Annotated in this window: 9 protein-coding genes and 1 pseudogene; 6 read left to right on the top strand and 4 right to left on the bottom strand. The window is 66.2% G+C overall.

Going from position 1 to position 21,709, the window contains the following annotated elements; genetic code table 11:
- Window positions 1-229 precede the first annotated feature (229 nt).
- A pseudogene (tmk, locus tag F7D09_RS04385) lies at window positions 230-856 on the top strand (dTMP kinase); the annotation flags it as partial.
- 182 nt (window positions 857-1,038) lie between these two features.
- Window positions 1,039-2,214, top strand: a complete 1,176-nt coding sequence (locus F7D09_RS04390) for a DNA polymerase III subunit delta' (protein ID WP_152234206.1) — start codon at window positions 1,039-1,041, stop codon at window positions 2,212-2,214.
- 508 nt (window positions 2,215-2,722) lie between these two features.
- Here the strand turns inward: F7D09_RS04390 and F7D09_RS04395 are convergent.
- The gene (locus F7D09_RS04395; RefSeq protein ID WP_152234207.1) at window positions 2,723-3,925 is read right to left on the bottom strand and encodes a LacI family DNA-binding transcriptional regulator; all 1,203 of its coding nucleotides are present in this window, start codon (window positions 3,923-3,925) and stop codon (window positions 2,723-2,725) included.
- 342 nt (window positions 3,926-4,267) lie between these two features.
- A complete protein-coding gene (locus F7D09_RS04400) occupies window positions 4,268-4,528 on the bottom strand; it encodes an HPr family phosphocarrier protein (protein ID WP_152234208.1) in 261 nt (86 codons plus the stop codon).
- Window positions 4,529-4,802: 274 nt separating this feature from the next.
- Here F7D09_RS04400 and ptsP point away from each other — a divergent pair, with 274 nt between their 5' ends.
- The 3 genes from ptsP (at window position 4,803) to F7D09_RS04415 (ending at window position 14,047) form a co-directional block, all read left to right on the top strand.
- On the top strand, window positions 4,803-6,461 hold the full coding sequence (gene ptsP, locus F7D09_RS04405; protein WP_152234209.1) for a phosphoenolpyruvate--protein phosphotransferase: 1,659 nt from the start codon (window positions 4,803-4,805) through the stop codon (window positions 6,459-6,461).
- Window positions 6,462-8,062: 1,601 nt separating this feature from the next.
- Complete coding sequence (locus F7D09_RS04410; RefSeq protein ID WP_152234210.1) at window positions 8,063-8,464, top strand: hypothetical protein; 402 nt, start codon at window positions 8,063-8,065, stop codon at window positions 8,462-8,464.
- A gap of 396 nt (window positions 8,465-8,860) precedes the next feature.
- Window positions 8,861-14,047 carry an immunoglobulin-like domain-containing protein gene (locus tag F7D09_RS04415; RefSeq protein ID WP_193312326.1) on the top strand — a complete coding sequence of 1,729 codons (5,187 nt, stop codon included), beginning with the start codon at window positions 8,861-8,863 and terminating at the stop codon, window positions 14,045-14,047.
- A gap of 339 nt (window positions 14,048-14,386) precedes the next feature.
- Here F7D09_RS04415 and F7D09_RS11365 read toward each other — a convergent pair whose 3' ends face one another.
- Window positions 14,387-14,611, bottom strand: coding sequence for a hypothetical protein (locus F7D09_RS11365; RefSeq protein WP_152234211.1), 225 nt, complete (start codon window positions 14,609-14,611; stop codon window positions 14,387-14,389).
- A 130-nt stretch (window positions 14,612-14,741) separates the two neighbouring features.
- Window positions 14,742-16,886 (bottom strand): hypothetical protein, encoded by a 2,145-nt coding sequence (locus F7D09_RS04430; protein WP_152234212.1) that lies wholly within the window; start codon window positions 16,884-16,886, stop codon window positions 14,742-14,744.
- 357 nt (window positions 16,887-17,243) lie between these two features.
- Between F7D09_RS04430 and F7D09_RS04435 the strand changes: the two genes are divergently transcribed.
- Window positions 17,244-21,482, top strand: coding sequence for a bacterial Ig-like domain-containing protein (locus F7D09_RS04435; protein ID WP_226835944.1), 4,239 nt, complete (start codon window positions 17,244-17,246; stop codon window positions 21,480-21,482).
- The last annotated feature ends 227 nt before the right edge of the window (window positions 21,483-21,709 follow it).

The following is a 21,709-nucleotide window of genomic DNA, read 5'->3' on the forward strand; positions in this document are numbered from 1 at the left end:
AACACTGGCACTGCTACCCTTGACCATGGAGGCTCCTTCGCTAGAACGGATAGGTTTAAGGCACCACCCATTCTGCCTAGAAGCCTCTCGTCATATCAACCCACCCATCAAAACAACAAACACGGTCCAGGTGATGGCAACGGCAAGCGCGTCGCGTGGGGATTCGCGTACACTGGTCATGCACGGACTCGAACGGCGCGGTGGCGTCGGCGGCGAACAGGGGGTTGTGATGTCTGGTGTGTTCATTTCGTTTGAAGGCGTGGACGGCGTTGGCAAGACCACTCAGGTCGAGCGGCTGCGCGCGTACCTGGAATCGCGGGGGTGCGAGGTTGTGGTGACGCGCGAGCCTGGCGGCACGGCGTTGGGGGGACGTCTGCGTGATCTCCTGCTGAACGGCGTCGACGCTGACGCTGCTGACGCCGCCGCCGATATCGCGGCCCGCGCGGAGGCGCTGATCTTCGCCGCCGATCGCGCGCAGCATGTTGCCGAGGTGGTCCGTCCGGCGCTCGAACGTGGCGCCGTGGTCATCACCGACCGGTATCTCGACTCGTCGCTGGCCTACCAGGCAGGCGGCCGCGAACTGACCGCCGACGAAATCCGGAACCTGAGCATGTGGGCGACCGGCTCGCTCATGCCGGCACGCACCTATCTGCTCGACATGGATCCGGACGAGGCCCACCGTCGGCTCACCCACGAGGACGACCGCATGGAATCGGCCGGCGACGACTTCCGCAGCCGCACGCGCGACGCGTTCCGTCACCTGGCAGGCCGCGAGCCGAAACGGTTCCGCATGATCGACGCGGCATACCCCGAAGAAACCGTGTGGGCGCGCATCAAGGCCGACGTCGACGCACTGCTGGACGACGTGGTCGCCGACGAACGGTTCGCCAAGATGGCCGCCGAGGCCGCAGCACGTAAGGCCGCCGCGGAAGAAGCCGCACGCAAGGCCGCCGAAGAGGCGCGCAAGGCGAAGGAGGTCGCCGCGGCCGCAGGCGATGCCGACCAGTCCGCTGAGACGACGACCGCTGGCGGTGGCCAGTGAGCGTCTGGGACGGCATCGTCGGCCAGCAGGCCGTGACACGGCAGCTGCAGGCCATCACCACCGGCGACCCCAAAGCCATCGCCCAGTCGTGGCTGATCTGCGGTCCCCCCGGCTCCGGCCGGTCCAACGTCGCCCGGGCGTTTGCGGCGGCCCTCGAAAGCCCCGACCACGGGCTGAGCGACGAGCCGACGAACGTCACCCGGCAGATTCTCTCCGGCACCCACCCTGACGTGACCACGCTGGCGACCAACAAGGTCACCATCGGCATCGACGACGTGCGCGAGCTGATTCTCACCTCCGAGCAGATGCCCAGCACCGCGCCTTGGCGGATCATCATCATCGAAGACGTCGACCGCATGCTGGAACGCACGACGAACGTGCTGCTCAAGGAGATCGAGGAACCCAGCCCGCACACCATCTGGATGCTGTGCGCTCCCAGCGCGCAGGACGTGCTGCCCACCATCCGCTCGCGCACGCGGATCGTCAACCTCGCCGTTCCCTCGACGCAGGCGGTCACCGACTTCCTCATGACCACCGTCAACCCACGGCAGCCGGAAGCCAAGCAGTTCAGCCGGAACGTGGCCGCCCGCGCCGCGCGGCTCGCCGAAGGGCACATCGGCATAGCGAAGCTGTACGCCACCGAAAGCCAGGTCATGAGCGACCGCGACGAGCTCATCGTCGGCCTGCTCGGGTTGCGCAAGGCGTCCGACGCGGTGCTGCTCGCCGACGGCCTCATCGACACGGCGAAAAGCCAGGCCGAAGCGGACGTGAACGAGCAGGCGGAGCGTGCGGAAGCCGAATTCCGCCGCATCAACGGGCTCGGCGAACGCGACCGCATCCCGCCGAAACTGCGCGGCGCCTACAACGCCATCGCCAAAAAGGACGAGCTCAAACGGCAGGCCACCCGCCGCAGCCGCGACGTGCTCGACCGTGCGCTCAACTCGGCGGCCAGCGTATACCGCGACATCGCCGTGCTGCAGAACAACGCCGAAGACGCGGTGGGCATCATCAACCTGGAGAACCGCACGGCCATCGCGGAACTGTCCGCGCGGATGAGCCGGCAGGCGGTGGTGGACCGGCTCGAACACATCGCGCTCGCCCGGCGGCGTCTGTTCGGCAACGGCAACCCGATGCTCGTCTTCGAGGCGCTGTTCTGCTCGCTGATTCCGTGAGATATTCCACGAGATAGGGGGAACGGAGTCGGGGCTGGCCGAGTCGACCCGGGGTTGCCCTCCTCCAATTCCCGGATTTCTCCCGTTTCAGGGTTTCCGGATGGGAAGAAATCGGGAGTTGGAGGTGCGGACTCCCTACTTTCTCCCATTTCAGGTGTCCCAGATGGGAGGAATCCGGGAGTTGGGGTTGCGGACTCCTTGGATTCTCCCGTTTCGGGGGTCCCGGATGGGAGGAATCCGGGAGTTGAGATGATGCACTCCTGTAGTTCTCCCATTCGCTGGCTCTGCAATGGGAGAAGACAGGGAGTCTGTGGTGGTCGCTCCCCGTCTTCTCCGTTTCGATGCCTTGCTATGGGAGGATTCGGGGAGTTACCGGGCCGGACTCCCGGATTTCTCCCATGCAGGGGCCCGCGGATGGGAGGAATCCGGGAGTTGATGCCCGAGTCAGGCCGTCAGCCGACGCCGCCACCGGGAACCGTTAACCCAGCCGCCCCGCCTCCGACGCGTCTCACCCCACGGTCGAACCGCGCACCACGAGCTGCGGCAGCAGCGTCACATGCGCCGGACGCCCCGCACCCAGCCCGATCAGCCGCAGCGCCTCCTGCGCGATCTGGTCGAACGGCGGCCGCACCGAGGTCAGCTGCGGCATCGTCGTCGTGGCGAGCGGCGAATCATTGAACCCGACCACGCGCACATCCTGCGGCACGCGCACGCCCATCGTCTGCAACGCGACCATCACGCCGAGCGCGATCATGTCGTCGGCGCAGATCACGGCCTGCGGCGGCTCGATTCCCGCCGCACGCTCCTCGACGAACATCCGCCGCGTGCACCGGTAGCCGCGTTCCACGCTCACCTCGCCGAACCGGTTCCACGCGGTGTCGGTGACCAGCCGGTGCGCGCGCATCTGCGTGTGGAACATCGCGAACATCTCCGCCGACTCGAACGAGACCTCCTTGCCGGCGAAGTAGGCGGCCGACCGCACGCCCTGCCGCGCAAGATGCTCGACGATCATCTCCATCGCCGCGTTCTCGTCGATGCCGACCATCGACGTGCGGAACGAGCGCTGCCGTCCGCCCACCTGCACGATCGGCGTGTGCGGGGAGAACCGTTCCAGCGGCTGCGTCAGGTCCACGCCGTCCGCCGGCACGATGATGATGCCGTCCACGTTGCGTGCGACCAGCGATTCGAGGCGCTGCGCCTGCGTGCGTTGCTCGCCGCCGACGCCGAGCAGCAGCTGCCGGTTCTGCGTGGCAGTCGACTTGTGGTCGGCAGGCGGCTCGAGCGCGTCGATCAGCCGCGCGCTCAGCGAGTCGGTGGCCGAGGGGATGACCAGGCCGATCGTGTTCGTCACGTCGCTGCGCAGGGCGCTCGCCGCGTAGTTGACGGAATAGTTGAGTTCTTCGGCGGCCGCGCGCACTCGTCGCGCGATGTCGTCGTCTTTGGTGCGTTTGCCGGAGAGCACGCGCGAGACGGTGGCGATGGACACGTTGGCTTTGGCCGCGACGTTGGTGATCGAGCTGGGCTGTTGTTGCGGCGGTTGCGGCTGGGATGCGGGGGCGGCGGGGGAAGCGGAATCGGAAACGGGAACGGCCGGAGCGACGGTCTGGGTTCGTGCGGTGCCGGAACGTTTCGCGGTCGGTACGATGGCCGTCGCCGTGTCCGGTCGTGCAGGTTTGCGCTGCGTCGTTGCAGTGGGTTTCTTCGTGGTCATGGATGTGTCGCGTGTTTCCGTGTTCCGTGTGTTCCTCCGTTTCCGCCGCCCATCCGTCACAGCGTGCAGGTACCCGCTGTGACGAGCATGAGAAAACGTTGGAATTCCAAGGATTGTTCGTCTATGTCACAGCGTGCAGGTACCCGCTGTGACGGGAGGGGGAGGGGAATGGGGTGCGGCGTGCGATGACGTGCCGGCTTCGCCTCGCGGCCGCCGATATGGATGACGGCCGCCCGCATTGCTGCGGTGACGGCCGTCATTATCGACGTCACTGTGTTGCCGATAGGCGAGATTGTCGATAGGCGAGCGGCGACGGCGTACCGGCCGCGCCGCACGGCCGCGTCACTCGGCGGCGGTCAGCGTCTCGACCAGGTTGTCGGCCACGGCGTCGGCGTTGTCGCCCTCGACGTTCAGCTCGACGGTGTCGCCCTGCTTGATGCCCAGGCCCATGATCGACAGGATCGAGCCGGCCGGAACCGGATTGCCGCCCTGCTTGGCGATGGTGACGGTGTAGCCGGAAGCGGTCGCGGCCTGCGCGAACTTGGCGGCCGGGCGAGCGTGGATGCCGACGGGATCGGTGATGGTGGTGGTGCGGGTGACCATGGAGACACTCCTTTGCGTCATTGCGTCGGATGGCTCCGGCGCATCTGCTGGTTCATTACTGTTGCGGCCTGCTGAGGGCTGCTAAGCTAATACTATACCACGGCGTTTTTCTTTTTCACGGAAAACGTTTACTTGTGTCGTGTCGCGCGTTCAACGGTGTATACTATCCGTGACGGAAAATGATTTACCGGCGATGAAGTTGGCAAGTCACATAAGCGACCTACGGAGGGCGGCTGCCCATCGCAGGGCACGACCACTATGTAAGGAGAAACATATGGTTATCAAGGGTGTTGGCATCGGACGCGGCGTTGCGGTCGGTCCGGTCATTCGCATGGCGGCTCCGCTTCCCGAGCCCTCCGACGCGCCCCGCGCGGATTCCGTGTCCGCGCAGTCCGAGATCGAGCGTGTGACCAAGTCCCTCGCGCTGGTGAACGCCGACCTGAACCGTCGCGCCGAAGAGGCCGCGAACGGCGACGAGGGCGCCAAGCAGGCCGCGCCGATCCTGCAGGCCATCGCCATGTTCGCGTCCGACCCGTCGCTCGCCCAGAACATCAACACGCTCATCGAGCAGGGCAAGACCGCCGAGCGCGCCGTGCTCGAAGGCTTCGGCCAGGTCGAAGAGATGTTCCGCGCCATCGGCGGCTATCAGGGCGAGCGTGCGGCCGACCTGCACGACGTCGGCCAGCGCGTCATCGCCGACCTCATGGGCGTCCCCGCGCCCGGCGTCCCGGTCTCCGAGACCCCGTTCGTGCTCGTCGCCGAGGATTTGTCCCCCGCCGACACCGCCGGCCTCGACCTTGAGAAGACCCTCGCCATCGTCACCTCGCAGGGTGGCCCGACCTCGCACACCGCCATCCTGGCGCGCGCCCGCGGCATCGTCGCCGTCGTCTCCGCGCCGGAAGCCGACGACCTGACCAACGGCGAGACCGTCATCGTCAACGCCGCCGAAGGCACCGTGACCACCGAGCCGAGCGACGAGCAGATCGCCGCCGCCGAAGCTGCCAAGGCCAAGGCCGCCAAGGCCAAGGAACTGCGCGGCCAGCCGGGTGCCACCAAGGACGGCCACCACATTCCGCTGCTCGCGAACGTCGGCAAGCCGGCCGACGGCAAGACCGCGCTTGAGTACGGTGCGGAAGGCGTCGGCCTGTTCCGCTCCGAGTTCCTGTTCATCGGCAACGCCGAGCCGCCGAGCGTCGAAGAGCAGACCAAGGCGTACGCCGAACTGCTCGCCCAGTTCCCCGGCAAGAAGGTCGTCATCCGTATGCTGGACGCCGGCGCGGATAAGCCGCTGCCGTTCCTCACCCCCGAGGACGAGCCGAACCCGGCCCTCGGCCTGCGTGGTCTGCGTACGCTGCGCGTGCACAAGGAGGTCATCGAAGGCCAGCTCAAGGCCCTCGCCGCCGCCGACGCGCAGACCGACGCCGACCTGTGGGTCATGGCCCCGATGGTCGCCGACGCGAAGGAAGCCGCCTACTTCGTCAAGCTCGGCAAGAGCTTCGGCCTCAAGAAGGTCGGCGTGATGGCCGAGGTGCCGTCCATCGCCCTCATGGCCGATCAGGTCGCCCAGGTCGCCGACTTCGTGTCCATCGGCACCAACGACCTCACCCAGTACACGCTGGCCGCCGACCGTACGCTCGGCTCCGTGGCCAACTACCAGACCGCATGGCACCCGGCCGTGCTGCGCGCGATCAAGCTCATCGCCGACGCCGGCAACAAGTACGGCATGCCCGTGGGCGTGTGCGGTGAGGCCGCGGCCGATCCGGATCTGGCCGTCGTGCTCACCGGCATCGGCGTCAACTCGCTGTCGATGACCCCGGTGGCCCTCGACGACGTGCGCGCCGAGCTCGCCAACTGGACCCTCGAGGAGGCGCAGGAGAAGGCCGCCAAGGCCCTCAACGGCGACTTCTACGATCCCGAAGAGTGGAAGAACTGAGGTTCTTTCTCCTCTGACTGCCTGACGCTGAGTCCGAGTCCGAGCCGTCTGCGCCCGCGCTGATGCAGTTTCGCACGGTGCGCGCGGTGCCCGGCGGCTCGGGCTCGCTGCGGCGGTCGCGGCTGTTGGCGCTGTGATTGCGTTGCGTGAGTGCGCGGTGTGCGTGCGTGAGTTCGCATGCGTGCTGTGATTGTGGTCGCTGCCGTGCCAGCATCGTTCCGCCGTTGTATCGTCGCGGCGCCGGGTTTTCCGCCGCCGTGCCGCAGACGATGACCTGCTGTTTTCCTGTCCGATGTTCGACGTGAGGAGCGCCGCCTATACGACCATGTTCTGACTCCTACTGCCTTAACCTGACGAAACGCCCGTGGAACGCCGTGCCTGATGCACGCGCGCCCGCGGGCGTTTCGCTATGTTGAGTGGTGCGCGAAACGCCGCGGGTGCTCTGGGTACGCGGTGCGTGCGGGTGCGTGCGTGCGGGTGTGTGCGTGCGATGCGTAGTGACGTGCGGTGTGTGCGGATGCGTGCGTGCGGGTGTGTGCGTGCGACGACTGGGTACGCGGTGTGCGTGGGTTCGCGGCGTTGGGAGCAAGTGCGGTGCATGATGATGCGAGCGCAGTTGCTATGTGTAAGGCTGTTGCGTGCGCGAAACGCTACGGACGCGCGAGACCATCCCCTCGTCACTCTGCTCGCCCTTGCGCAGTGACTCGACCGTGAAACACCAGTGTTTGCAAGGGTTTTCGCTGGCGCGTCACTGTGCTCGCCCGAGCAGCGTGACGGGCAGCGGCGTCGCTGGGGTTGGCGCGCGGTGACGCGGCGCGACGCGACGCGTAGGCTGATGTGCGGATATGTGCATGTACGCAATGGGGCGCAAACATGAGGATTATGTCGAGGACATCGACTTCGACTCGTTGGAGCAGCACGAGTACGACGATGCGGAAGGTGCTACGTTCTATACCTGTTCGCTGTGCGGCGGCTCATGTGCATCGACTGTTGGGACAAGCGGCATTGACGTGGCATCGCACTCACTACGCGGTGTCCTGCTTGAGCTTGTTGATACGTATATATAACGGATTCTGACGTCGTCGTTCCGGATTCGCAGTCCCGAATGTGCAAGAAAGCCGATTGTGCGCATTCGAGACGTCCCGATTGTGCAAGAATGGCGTTGTTGCGCGTTCGGGACCGTGCGCTCCTTCATCGCATGTGCGCTACATTCTCAGCGCGGCATAGGAATGGCCATTTTCCAACGATTGTGGCGTATGGTTCCACACTGTCGGCGACTGGTAGCTCGTCACGAAAGTGCGAAAACGCTTGATGTGCATTATCGGGACGTCCCGATAGCGCAAGAAAGCCGATCATGCGCGTTCGGGACGTCCCGATTGTGCGAGAGATGCGTTGTTGCGCGTTCGGGACGCGCGGCCGCTCGGTACGACTGGGAGGCGAGAGTTGCTTCGTAATGTCTTCCGCGTCACTCTGCTCGCCCGGACACAGTGACGTGCAAATACTGGAGTTTCGCGCAAGCGTCACCGTGTCCGGGCGAGCAGAGTGACGCGGAGGCGCCCGGGGATGACGGCGGATCGTCGGCCTGGACAGGCGATTTCGGCATGATGCAGTATCACAACTTGCACAAATCGCCGATATTGCAGAGTTGTGATACACGACCTTGGCAGCGGATTGCGAGGATCGTTGGAAAATGGCGGTTCTTGAAGCCGTTGCGTGGTCACAACTCGTCCAAAAGCGCGATATTGCAGAGTTGTGGCACACCCGTGTATCACAACTTGCACGAATCGCCGTTTCTGGCGACTTGTGATACACGGCCGGAAGACTTCGGAGCGACGAAGCGGCAATGGCGTGGCGGCGCGCGCGAGGATGTGAAATGGATGTGCAGCGTCATTCCGGATTTCTACCGCACGCCACCACTCGATCGGAATGATGGCACGTGCGGTGACGTGGATGCGGCGGTGCGTGGTTGGAGCGCGGCGGAGAGCGGGGAGATCGAAGTGTGATGGAGAGAGGTCCATGGCACGGCGACTGGCGGTCTCCCGCGGTCGGCGCGTGGAAGGGCAGGCTCGCCCATTCCGCTGTGCCGCATCCTGCTCATGCCCCGCGCGTCTCGCTCTCGCGTTCCCGCACCCGCTCCATTTCAGTTTTGTGAGTAGGAATCCACTCGCGCCCCGCCCCCTACCCCTGCATGTGAAACGTATCGCATTATGCGTGCGCGGTGATGCGTAAGCGCTTCGACCATGCTACAATGAACTCCACTGGAATGTTTGCGTAAACATTCCGCACGCCGGATGAAGGAGCCGGCGTGGGGTGCCGGAGCGCCGGAGAACGGGCGTCGCGCAATGTGGTCTGCGACGCCTCGCCATGACGGCATTCGGGCAACAATGGTAAGGAGATCTATGAAAGTACTAGGCAAGTCGCTCGCCGCAATCGCCGCGGCCGCGACACTCCTTGGAGGAGGGGCGATCACGGCCAATTCGGCCCTCGCTGATGATAACGCCACCATCACGGTGACGCCGAACCCTTGGTACGCCAACTCGTTCGACGGCTGGGGCACGTCGCTCGCATGGTTCGCGAACGCGACCGGCAGCCTCGGCGAGGAATCGTCCATCACCACCAACCTCGGCGACGCGGCTTCCAAGGCCAAGGCCGTCGAATACGGCAAGCAGCTGCGCGAGCAGTTCTACGAGTCCATCTTCGGCTCGGACGGGCTCGACCTCAACATGGCCCGCTACAACGTGGGCGGCGGCAACGCCTCCGACGTTGCCTACGCGTACCCGTTCATGCGCCAGGGCGCCAACGTCCCCGGCACCTGGAAGGACGACGCCGACGGCTCCAAGAACGTCTACGGCAACGGCGTCACCACCAAGCAGGCGGACAAGGACAAGCTGGCCGCCGCCTTCGACCCGACCGACGACAGCCAGTATGACTTCAGCAAGTCCGCCGCCCAGGACTGGTGGATCAAGCGCGGCGCCACCGGCGACAACCCCGACATCACCGACGTCGAGGCGTTCGCCAACTCCGCGCCGTGGTTCCTCACCACCAGCGGCTACGCGACCGGCGGCTTCAACTCCGGCTCCAACAACCTCGCCAACCCCGAGAAGTTCGCCCAGTACATGGCCAAGAACGTCGAGCATCTTGAGAGCCTCGGCGCGAACGTCGACACGGTCGAGCCGTTCAACGAATCCGAGACCAGCTACTGGGGAACGCCCGGCGACAAGGCGTCCAAGTACACCGATCCCAACGACAAGAACACCCAGCTCATCAACAACTACTGGGACAAGTACTTCTCCGACAAGGACAAGGACGTCACCCCCTACTCCAGCGCGCTGAAGAAGCCGCAGGAGGGCATGCACGTCAACAACGCCGAGCAGCAGGCCACCCTCAAGGCGCTCGCCGAGGCGCTCAAAGGCAACAAGGACACTATCATCGCCGCCACCGACGCCACGAACTCGTCTGATTTCGTCAAGTCGTACAACCAGTACCCGCAGGCCGTGCGTGACCTCGTCGGCCAGTACAACGTGCACGCGTACTCCACCGGCCGCCAGATGCTCGCCCGCGACATCGCCCAGGCCGACGGCAAGAAGCTCTCCATGAGCGAGGTCGACGGCTCCTGGCAGGGCGGCTCCTACAACCCGTACGGCTTCGACAACGCGCTCGGCATGATGAGCTACATCAGCGCCAACGTGCCCCGCCTGCAGTCCAAGGACTTCACGTTCTGGCAGGTCGTCGAGGACCTCTACAACATGCAGATGGGCTCCAACGTCAACCCGGCCGGCGAAAACACCAACTGGGGCACCGTGCTCATCGACTTCGACTGCACCGTGGCCGGCGCCGACGGCAAGCTCTACTCCGAGCGCCGCGTCAACAACAACGGCGGCAAGACCGACGGCCTCGCCCCGTGCACCGTCATCGCCAACGCCAAGTACAACGGCGTCAAGGCCATCACCCGGTTCATCCACGCCGGCGACAAGATCGTCGCCAACAACGATGAATACAACACGATGACCGCCACCGCCGGCGACGGCGACTCCGCCACCCAGACCATCGTCCACCGCAACACGTCCAACGCCCCGCAGACGTTCGTCATCGACCTCTCCAAGTACGGCGAGATCGCCGACGACGCCTCCGGCGACCTGTACCTGACCACCGAGACCGCGCAGGCCGACAAGGACAAGGGCGTCGACGCCGCAACCCCGGACGTCTTCGCCAAGACCAGCAACGTCAAGCAGGCGGCCGGCTCCGTGGTCATCGACAAGACCGCCAAGACCGCGACCGTGACCGTGCCCGCCCGCGCCATCGCCTCCATCCAGCTCAAGGGCGTCACCGGCGTGGCCAAGGACGCCGGCGTGCAGTCCGGCAAGACGTACCAGCTCGTCGGCACCCAGTCCGGCAAGCTGCTGACCGACGCCGCCTCCGGCGACTCCGCACTGTCCATCACCGACGCCCCGGCCACGCTCGCCGACGCACGCAAGCAGGCCTGGACGTTCACCCAGATCAGCCAGAAGGACACCGAACGCCCCGACCTCAAGGCGTACGTCATCACCAACGCCGATGGCAAGGTCCTCGTCTCCAAGGACGGCACGAACGCACTGTCCGACGAAACGGTCGAGCAGGCCAAGTCCGACCCGGCCGCCAAGTGGATCCTCAACACGTCCGACGGCGCCACCTACCAGCTGCTCAACGCCGCCGCCAAGCAGAACCTCGACGTCGACGGCTCCGGCACCAAGGCCGGCACCAAGGTCGGCCTGTACACGTCCGCAACCGGCGAAACCCCGTCCGCCAACCAGACGTGGACGTTCCGTGAAGGCACGCCGACCGGCTACCAGGCCGTCGCCGCGCAGACCGCGGTCGGCAAGGCGCCGACCATCCCGAACGAAGTGACCGTCGAATACGCATGGGGCGAAGGCAAGGCCGAAGTCGCCAAGTGGGACACCTCCAAGGTGGACATCACCAAGGAAGGCACCTACGAGGCCACCGGCACCGCCACCGACCTGTTCGGCAACGAAATCGCCGTGACCGCGAAGGTGTACGTCGGCGCGTTCACCGTGACCGACCCCGTGTCCGCGACCGTGATCGCCGGCACCGACGAGACCGCCGCCGAAGCCGCCATCAAGGCAGCCAAGGTGTACGCGCACGTCAAGGCGTCGCCCGCGTTCCAGATCGACGCATCCAAGGTCCAGTGGAACTTCGACGGACTCGCCGACAAGCTCGCCGCCGCCAAGACCGGCGACAAGATCGCCGTCGAAGGCAGCATCGCCGTCAAGGACGTGGTCTCCGTCGCGGCGCTCGCCGACAAGGCCGCCGCCGACGACACGCTGCCGGTCAAGGCGACGCTGTTCATCGTGACCGCCGAGCCGGAGAACGTGGCCGACTCCGCCTCCAACCTGACCGTCACCGGCCAGCAGACGGAGTACAACAAGGGCGACCAGTGGAAGAAGCTGACCGACGGCGACACGTCCGGCGAGGCGTGGATCACGTGGAACAGCAGGGGCGACTACTCGGTCAGCCCGACCGCGACCGTGAACTTCGGCGCCGAGCGTGAGGCCACCAGCCTGACCATCACCTACGGCGACAAGGTCCCCGTCTCCGCCAAGGCCGAGTACACGACCGACGGCACCACGTGGCAGCCGTTCGGCAGCGAGGTCAAGCCCGCCGCCGGCCAGACCGTCACGTTCACGCCCGAAGGCGGCCCGGTCAAGGCCACCCAGGTGCGCATCGTCAACACGGTGAGCAACGACTACATCGTCGCCACCGAGCTGCAGGCGTTCGTGGTGCCGGTCGCCGGCGCGACGAGCAACATCGCCGCCGCGGACGGCACGACCTTCGGCGTGAACTTCTCCGAGGGCGACTCGTGGAAGAAGGCCGTCGACGGCAACACGACCGCCAAGGGCTGGTCCACGTGGGCGTCCACCGCGTCGACCGTCAATCCGGTCGCCACGTTCACGTTCGACAAGGCACGCACCATCACCGAAGTGAAGACCTACTTCTACTACGACGGCCGCGCCTCCTGGCCGAAGAGCCAGACGCTCGAATACCAGGACGAGAACGGCGAGTGGAAGACCGTCGGCACCAAGGACGGCTGGAAGGTGCAGGCCGGCGACGCCGGCTCCGGCTCCGACGGCATCACCGCGGCCGACACGCCGACCGTCGACTTCACGCTCGACACGCCGGTGAAGGGCAAGGCCGTGCGCCTGACCAACACGCTGCAGGACACCAAGGTGTACATCAACGTGGCCGAAATCCAGGTGTTCGCCCAGAGCGACAAGGCCGCCACGCCGGCGCCCGCTTCCGACGCGACGCTCGGCGACCTGCGTCTCGACGGCACGACCATCGACGGGTTCGCGGCCGACAAGGACGCGTACACGGTCGACCTGCCGATCGACGCGCAGGCCAACCCGGTCGTGCAGGCGTTCGCCGCCGACCAGGCCGCCAAGGTGAGCGTCGACGGGCCTGAAGCCGGCACGCTCGGCGGCAAGTCCGTCATCACCGTCACCTCGGCGGACGGCACGGCCACCAAGACCGTCACCGTCACGTTCGACGCGGCCAAGCTGGCCTCGCTCAAGGTCACGGCGCCGGCCAAGACCGAGTACGAGGTCGGCGAGACGCTCGACACCACCGGCATGTCGGTGGTTCCGGTGTACGGCTGGGCCGACGGCAAGACCGCGGACGGCAAGGCCGTTGCGCTCGACGACGCCGACCTGAAGATCACCGGTTTCGACTCGACGACCGCCGGCGAGAAGACGGTCACCGTCACGTACCGCGGCGTCTCCGCGACGTTCACGGTGACGGTGAAGCCGGCTCCGGTGGTTCCGGTTTCGGCTGCCGAGACCGACGTCACGGTGAAGGCCGGCGAGACGCCCGACCTGCCGAAGACGGTCTCGGTGACGTATTCGGACGGCTCGGTCAAGGATGTGGCCGTGACGTGGGATGCGCACGACTGGGCCGCAGAGAAGGCCGCCGGCACGGTGGAGCTGGGCGGCGACCTCGACGGCATCGAGCCGTCGGTGCTGCGCGCGAAGGCCGTGGTGACGCTGACCGAGCCGGACGTGCCGGCCGGAACGTTGAACGCCGCGCCGAAGATCACGGGCGCGGATGACGTGACGATCACGGTCGGCGATTCGTTCGACCCGAAGGCGGGCGTGAAGGCGTCCGACGCGGAGGACGGCGACCTGACCTCGAAGATCGAGGTGACCGGTTCCGTGGATACGGCGAAGGCCGGCGAATACAAGCTGACCTACCGTGTCGTGGACTCGCAGGGCGCGTCCTACACGGTCGTGCGCACGGTGACGGTGAAGGCGAAGGCCGAGCCGGAGCCGGGCCACGGCGGCGAGGGCAACGGCTCGGGGCAGGGCGGCCAGAACGGTAATGGTTCCGGCAACGGCGGCAACGCCGGCCAGGCCGGTAATGGCCAGGGTGCCGGTAGCGGCCAGAACGGCCAGTCCAGCTCCGGCCAGAACGCGGGCAAGCCCGGCGCTTCCGGCCTGTCGAAGACGGGCGCGTCCGTGTCCGGTGTGATCGGTGTGGTCGCGTTGCTCGTGGCCGCCGCCGGCGTGGTGCTGATCACCCGCAAGCGCCGCGGCTGAGGGTGTTGCCCCTATCGTCACAGCGGGTAGCTACCCGCTGTGACGATGAGCGCCGCATCGTTGGAATTGCAGGGTTTTCCCCGCTTTGTCACAGCGGGTAGCTACCCGCTGTGACAAGGGAGGGGTGCAGGCTGGCGTTCGAACGCCGGTGAGACCCCGGACTCTGTAGGGGAGGGGCTGCATCGTGGAATCACGGTGCAGCCCCTTTTCTACGTGTATGGGTGTTGCGCTGTGTGTATGGGCGTTGCGCGTGTCGAGCGTCATACCGTCACTCTGCTCGGGCGGGCACGGTGACGCACCCTTGAAACTCCTTGCAAATACTGGGTTTTCGGACTTGCGTCACGCTGCAAGGGCGAGCAGGGTGACGAAGGACGTGCGCGTGTAGTGCGGGTTACGTGCCATGCGCTGCGGGTTCCGGGAACCGTCCAAGGGACTGTTTTCGAGATGTGGGTGTTTTGTTTTGGGGCCGGAGGCGAGGCTGATGTTGCAAAACGGCTTGATTCTGCGGTTTCTGCCGACCGGCCACTTGCAGTCACCGCGAATTTCGCCAAACAAAACACCCACATCTCGAGTGTTTGCGCCGATTGATGATGAATCATGGCATTCTGATGCGGCATGATGCCGCTTGGGCGTGGCTTTTCACACGAAAAGGCCGGGGTTGTTGTATATCACCCCGGCCTTCTTCAATCTTGCGCTAGCGGATTACGCGGCGGCGGGTCACCGCCAGTCCCGCGCCGAGCACGAGCAGCGCCACGGACACGGTCAGCACCGCATTCGCCTCGCCGTCGGTGGCGGCCAGTTTCTGCGAACCGGCCGCCACGGCGCCCGCTCCCGTAGAGCCGTTGCCGTGCTGCGAGCCGGTTCCGGCACCAGTGCCGGAACCGGCACCAGCGCCAGTCCCGTGCCCGGGCTTCAGCGCGTCCGGCAGCGCGGCGGTCGGCGTGAGGAACAGCCCGTCGTTGCTCTTCTTCGCCGCGGACTGCGTGTTGTCGCGCAGACTCCACGCCAACGTGCCGCTGCCGATGCTCCGCACCACCAGCGTCGTGCCGTTGTACGGCGTGCCGACCGTGGTGAGAGCCTTGCCGTACTTGACGTTCACGAGGTAGCCGTCGTACGGGTCGTCGCTCGCGTCGTTGCGGTACCAGCGCCACTGCTGTGCCTGATCGGCGGGGTCGTACGCATGACCGGCCACGCTGACCGTGCCGTTCGCGTTCGCGGTCAGGCCGCGCGTGGACGGCTCGGCGTCGGAGGCGACGCTGGCGAACGCGTACGTGCTGTCGTCGATTTTCCTGAGGTTCCACGAGGCGAGTGACCGGTCGAGGTCGTTGGCCGCGCCCCACAGGGTCGACAGGTCGAGCTCGCCACCGCCCACCGCGGAGGTGAGGCGTTCGAGATAGTAGATGTCGCCGCGGTCCTCGGTGTGGTCGGAGACGACCTGGAACTCGTCCTTGGCGAGGTCGGGGCTGCTCGCGGCGGCCGCGTCACGGGTGGGCGGGAACGTCTTGGCCATGCTTTCCGGCCAGTTGTTCGGCGTGGAATCCCACGGTGCGGGTAGCGAGACCTTGGGGAAGATCTTCTCGTACGCGGCGTAGGTCACCGGATCGTACTCCTTGAACTCCTCGTTGGTGTCGACGGGGCCGCGCACGCCGTCGTACTCGCCGTTGCCGCTCTCGTCGGCCACGTTGAACCAGATGGCTGCCAGCGACGCGAAGAACTCGTCGGAGTTCTGGTAGGCGTACGTGTGCGCCCACAGTCCGGCTTTCTTGGCGTGCGCGTAGGCGCGGTAGAACGTGTTCGCGAGCGTCTGGTCGGGCATCTGGTCGAGTCCGCCGAGCTTGATGGCGTGGGCGAATTCGTGGGCGAGCACGCTTTCGCCGGTGTACGCAGTGTTGTTGGCGGGGTCGGGGTCGCCGGTCGTGCGCAACACGTTCTTTTCGGAGATGGATGAGACGAACCCGTCGCCCGGGTAGCCGCCGTAGCCTTCGGCCGCGTACATGTCCTTGTTGAAGGCGTACCGTTGCTCGGGCAGCAGGTAGGGGACCTCGTGGTTGCCGTAGACGGCGACCGCGTTGCCGTGCCTGACCATTTCGGCGGCGATGCCGGTGCCGGGCAGGCCGAGTTCGGTGTCGACCATGTCGCGTGTCTTGTCGAGCGCCGCGTCGCTTACGCCGTCATCGGATTTGATGATGATGCCGTTCTTCGACACGAGCTTCTTCGTGTAGAAGCTGGTGACGGGCACGTTGGTGAACGTCGTGTCCTGCGCGGCGACGCCGGCCGCGTCCTTGATGGCGGATCCCTTGACCTTCAGCGTGATCGGCTTGCTGGGGTCGATGGTGCCGCTGTAGGCGATGCTGGAGATGTGCATCGTCGGGTCGAGGTACTGGAAGACCTTCGCGTCGGTGGCTGCGACCTCCTTGTTGTCGCGGTCGAAATAGTACGTGTCGGTGACGCCTTCGTTGGATTTCGGCCGCAGGGTGATGGTTTTGCCGCCGTTGGTGAGCGTGAAGTTGCTGACGTTGACGGCCTGCGTCTCGTCGACGTATTCGTTCCAGTGGACCTCGAGGAACGTGCCTTCCTTGAGTACGCGGACCTTGGTGACCTGCGGACCCTGTGCGGACTGCGCGGGCACGCTGCCGTCCGCGCCGGCCTGGATGGCCGGGCCGTCGGCGGCATTCGCGGCCGCCGTGGGCAGCATGAGACAGCAGGCGAGCGCCGCGACGGCGCCGACGAGCCGTGCGCGCAGTGTGTGGCGTGTGCGTCGCGACGTGGTCTCGTATGACGTGGTCTCATATGATGACGTGCGTCTGCGTTGCGATGGGATGATGTGACTGTGTTCCATGTGAAACCCCCTTCTTGGTTTCGTGTGGTGGTCGCTTGTGAGACGGCGGAAGGCGTCTCGCTCACGATGTGAATGCCATCATAAAATCGTTTTATTGCGGAAGCGCTTACAGGTTCGGTATGCGGTGTGTCGCCCGTATTGTGGCGCTAACGTGAATGCTAAGGGGATGTTTTCGCAAACATAGCGCGAACGTTCACGTATGCGAAGGGGGCATCTCCTGCAAGGAGAAAACGGCTGTACGACGGCGGTGCGCGACGGCGCATGCACGGTGGCAGTGCATGGTTGCGACGCTCAACGGAAGTGCAGACGCAGCAAGGCCGCCCATCGATGGGCGAGCGAGGAGGAACAATGAGGATCATGCGCAGATCGGTCGCGGTGTTTGCCGCCGCGGCGACGTTGCTGACAGGGGGTGTCGTCGGCACGGCCGCCCATGCGGCCACAGGCGGCGGCAACGTCTCGACGGTGACCATCAACCCGTGGGTCACCAACGGCCCGTTCGAAGGCTGGGGCACGTCGCTGGCGTGGTTCGCCAACGCGACCGGCGCCTACGGCGACCAGCAGAACTACACGGCGGACGGCAAGCCCGCCGACTCGGCCCTCAACGCCAAGGCCAACAAGAACGGCGCGAAGCTGCGTCAGGACTTCTACGACAGCATCTTCGGCTCCAACGGCCTCAACCTCAACAAGGCACGCTACAACGTCGGCGGCGGCAACGCCTCCGACGTGGCGTACGGCTACCCGTTCATGCGCCAGGGCGCGGCCGTGCCCGGCTACTGGGCGCCCGACGCCGACGGCTCGAAGGGCCTGTACAAGGACGCCGACGGCAACGCCGTCACCACCAAGCAGGCCGACCGCGACAAGCTCGACGCCGCCTACGACCCCACCAACGACGAATCCTACGTGTGGGGCTCCAAGAGCAAGGACTCCGAGGCCGCCAAGAAGGTCGAAGCCCAGGAATGGTGGATCAAGGAAGGCGTCAAGACCGGCGACATCACTCACTGGGAGGCGTTCGCCAACTCCGCCCCGTACTTCATGACCGAAAGCGGCTACGTGGCCGGCGGCCGCAACTCCTCGACGGACAACAACCTCAAGGACCCCGAGAAGTTCGGCACCTACATGGGCAAGGTCGCCCGTCACCTAGAAGACAAGTACGGCGTCAACTTCAACACCGTCGAACCGTTCAACGAATCCGAATCCGGCTCGTGGATCACCCCGTGGTACAACGCCACCGACTACACGAAGGACCCCTCATGGCCTGACGCGCAGCTCATCAACCGGTACATGGCCACCGGCGACTACGACGGCGCCGACCTGTCCATCACCCCGTACTCGAACGCCGTCAAGAAGCCGCAGGAAGGCATGCACGTCTCCACGTCCGACGCCAACGGCGGCCGCATGCAGCAGCGCACGATCGAAACGCTGTCCAAGGCGCTCGCCGGCGACAAGGACACCGTCATCTCCTCCACGGACGCGCAGTTCCGCGACCAGTTCATGGAGGCGTACAACAACTACACGCCCGCCGAACGCGCCAAGATCGGCCAGTACAACGTGCACGGCTACGGCGGCGACGCCACCTACAACGAGCGCAACGTGCGCGACGTCGCCCAGCGCGACGGCAAGCGCCTGTCCATGAGCGAGGTGGACGGCTCGTGGCAGTCCGGCGGCTTCAACCCGTTCGGCTTCGACAACGCGCTCGGCTTCACCTCCATGATCAACGGCTACGTCTACAAGCTGCAGTCCGAGGACTTCAACTTCTGGCAGGTCGTCGAGGACCTCTACAACATGGAGAAAGGCGACAAGGACGAGAACGGCAACACGCTCAACCCCGGCGGCGAGAACACCAACTGGGGCACCATCTTCATCGACTTCGACTGCAACGTGACCGACGCGCAGGGCAACCTGTACTCCAAGCGCCGCGTCGACAACAACGGCGGCAAGACCGACGGCCTCAAGCCCTGCTCCGTGCTCGTCAACTCCAAGTACAACAGCATGCGCGCCTACACGCAGTTCATCGGCGAAGGCGACTCCATCACCGCCAACAGCGCGACCGGCACCAACTTCTCCGCCCAGTCCAAGGACGGCAAGACGCAGACCGTCGTGCACACCAACAGCTCGAACGAGCCGCAGACGTTCGTCATCGACCTGTCCAACTTCAAGGACATCGCCGCCGACGCTTCCGGCGACCTGTACCTGACCACCGCCTCCGACAAGGCGGACAGCGACAAGGGACCGTTCGCGGCCACCCCCGAGACCATGAACAAGACCAGCGACGTCAAGCAGGCCGCCGGTTCCGTGACGATCGACGCCAAGGCCAAGACCGCCACGATGACCGTGCCCGCCCGCTCCATCGCCTCCGTGCAGCTGCACGGCGTGAGCGGCGTCGCCGACACCGCGCCGTCCATCAAGGACGGCGGTTCGGCCACGCTCGTCAACCAGTGGGCCGGCAAGGCAGTGTCCGTCGCCGATTCCGGTGACGGCCTGACCCTGCAGGAGGTCGCCGCCGACAAGACGGCCGCCGCCAAGCAGAACCTCACGTTCCACGAGATCGCCGCCGACCCTGAGCGTCCGACGCTCAAGCGGTACGTGATCACCACCGCCGACGGCCGGCTGCTCTCCGCCGCCGACACCGATGCGAACGGCTCGGTCGACGCGAAGAGCGTCGGCGTGAAGCTCGTCTCGGGTGACGTCGAGCAGGCGAAGAAGAACCAGTCGACCATCTGGATCCTCAACACCGAAGACGGCGTGCACTTCAACTTCGTCAACGCCGCGGCCGCCAAGACCCTTACCGCCAACAGCAGCGACGCCGGCAGCGCGCTCACGCTGGAACTGTCCAAGGGCCAGACCGGCCAAGGCTGGTCCGTGCGCTCCAACACGCCCACCGGCGTGCGTGACGTGCGCGTGCAGGTGCCGGTCGGCGCCACCGCGGACGCCGTACGCGCCGCCCTCGGCACCACGGTGACCCCGTACTACACGTGGGGCACCGGCGCGCCGATCGCCATTGACGGCCAGTGGGACGTCAGCGGCGTCGACACCGCCGCCAAGGGCGCGTACACGGCGAGCGCCAAGGCCACCGATTTGTACGGCAACGAGATCGCCGTCAAGGCGACCGTGCACGTGGGCGACCTGACGACCGCCGACCCTGCGTCCGTGACCGTCAAGACCGGCAGCGACGAGGCGTCCGTGAAGGCCGCCGCGCCCGCGACCGTCAACGCGCATGTCGGCACGTCCGAAGCGATCGCCGCGCCCGTCGAATGGCAGTGGCCGAGCGACCTTGCGAGCCGTCTGGCCGCCGCGAAGTCCGGCGACGCGCTGCAGGTCGACGGCACGCTCAAGGCGTACCCGGCCATCCACGTGCGCCTGACCGTGTACGTCGAGGACGAGCAGACGCGCAACGTGGCTTCGGACACGTTCGGGCCGACGTACACCGACGCCGACACGACCGACACGTCCAAGACCATCAACGGCGACACGACCGACAAGGGCTGGACCACGTGGAAGGCGGACGGCCAGGCCAAGGCCGAGACGCCGACCGCCACGTTCGGCTACTCGGCCGATCAGACCGTCAGCGAGATCCGCGTCTACTACTACAAGGACGCCGGTTCGGCCACGTGGCCGGCGAGCGTGTCCGTCAACTACTGGAACGGCAAGGCGTACGTGCCGTTCGGCGACGCGGTGAGCCTGCCCGACACGGCCGACAAGGCGCCGGTCGCGGTCATCAAGGTCGCCAAGCCGATCACCGGCAACTGGTTCAACATCGTGAACACGGTCGGCGCCGCGCACCCGTACATCTCGGTGTCCGAGATCGAGCTCATCTCGCCGACCGGCAAGCTGCTGCCCACCACCGACACCGCGCTCGGCGAGCTGCGCGCCGACGGCGTGCGCCTCGACGGGTTCGACCCCGACAAGCTGCCCGAAGACGGCGTGTTCCAGGGCAAGCTCGCGGCTGACGCGGAAACCTATCCGACCATCACCGCGTACGCCGCCGACAACGCGGCGAACGTGAACGTCGAGCAGCCGAGCGTCAAGAACGGCGGCAAGGCGACGATCACCGTGACGCCCGCCGACGGCGGCGCCGCCCGCACGTACACCGTGGACTACGGCGAGCTGCCGAAGCTCACGCTGCGCGTCACCGCGCCGAAGAAGACCACGTACGAGATTGGCGACAAGCTCGATCTCACGGGACTGAAGGTCGAAGCGGTCTGGACCAAGGACGGCAAGGAGACCGTCAAGGACGTCGCCCTTGACGATCCGCAGCTGGCGGTGAGCGGATTCGACTCCGCGAGCGCCGGCGTCAAGACCGTCACCGTGGCCTGGCGCGGCGCGTCCGCCACGTTCCAGGTGACAGTGAAGAAGGCCGCCGAGCAGCAGCCCGGAGGGAAGCCGCAGCCCAAGCCGCAGCCGGGAACGAAGCCGGGGGCCGGCAAGCCGGGTGCCGGTAACGGTGCTGGCTCCGGCGCGGGCGCCCGCCCGGTCGCGAGCGGCAAAGGCTCGGGCCTGTCGCGCACGGGCGCGTCGGTGACCGGCGTGATCGGCGTGGTCGCGCTGCTCGTGGCCGCCGCCGGCGTGGTGTTGATCACCCGCAAGCGCCGCGGCTGAGGCTGATGGCCTGACATGGCCAACATAGGGGAGGGGTCGCACCGGGACGCCCGGTGCGACCCCTCCCCCTGTTTGTCACGGTGGGCGTTCGCCCGCTGTGACTGACGGGCGGTGATGTCGGGTGCCTGTGAAGGTCCGTCGTGGATGGCCACCCTCAGTCAGCTACGCTGACAGCTCCCGCCAGCGGGAGCGTTTTCCCCCACACGCTCCCGCTGGCAGTGCAGCCG

The sequence above is a fragment of the Bifidobacterium leontopitheci genome, assembly GCF_009193355.1.
In the GTDB taxonomy this organism is placed as follows: domain Bacteria; phylum Actinomycetota; class Actinomycetes; order Actinomycetales; family Bifidobacteriaceae; genus Bifidobacterium; species Bifidobacterium leontopitheci.

Bases quoted from the DNA above. Each gene is read 5' to 3' on its own strand.
- F7D09_RS04395 (WP_152234207.1), bottom strand. From the start codon at position 3,925: ATGACCACGAAGAAACCCACTGCAACGACGCAGCGCAAACCTGCACGA.
- F7D09_RS04400 (WP_152234208.1), bottom strand. From the start codon at position 4,528: ATGGTCACCCGCACCACCACCATCACCGATCCCGTCGGCATCCACGCT.
- ptsP (WP_152234209.1), top strand. From the start codon at position 4,803: ATGGTTATCAAGGGTGTTGGCATCGGACGCGGCGTTGCGGTCGGTCCG.
- F7D09_RS04410 (WP_152234210.1), top strand. From the start codon at position 8,063: ATGATGCAGTATCACAACTTGCACAAATCGCCGATATTGCAGAGTTGT.
- F7D09_RS04415 (WP_193312326.1), top strand. From the start codon at position 8,861: ATGAAAGTACTAGGCAAGTCGCTCGCCGCAATCGCCGCGGCCGCGACA.
- F7D09_RS04430 (WP_152234212.1), bottom strand. From the start codon at position 16,886: ATGGAACACAGTCACATCATCCCATCGCAACGCAGACGCACGTCATCA.
- F7D09_RS04435 (WP_226835944.1), top strand. From the start codon at position 17,244: ATGCGCAGATCGGTCGCGGTGTTTGCCGCCGCGGCGACGTTGCTGACA.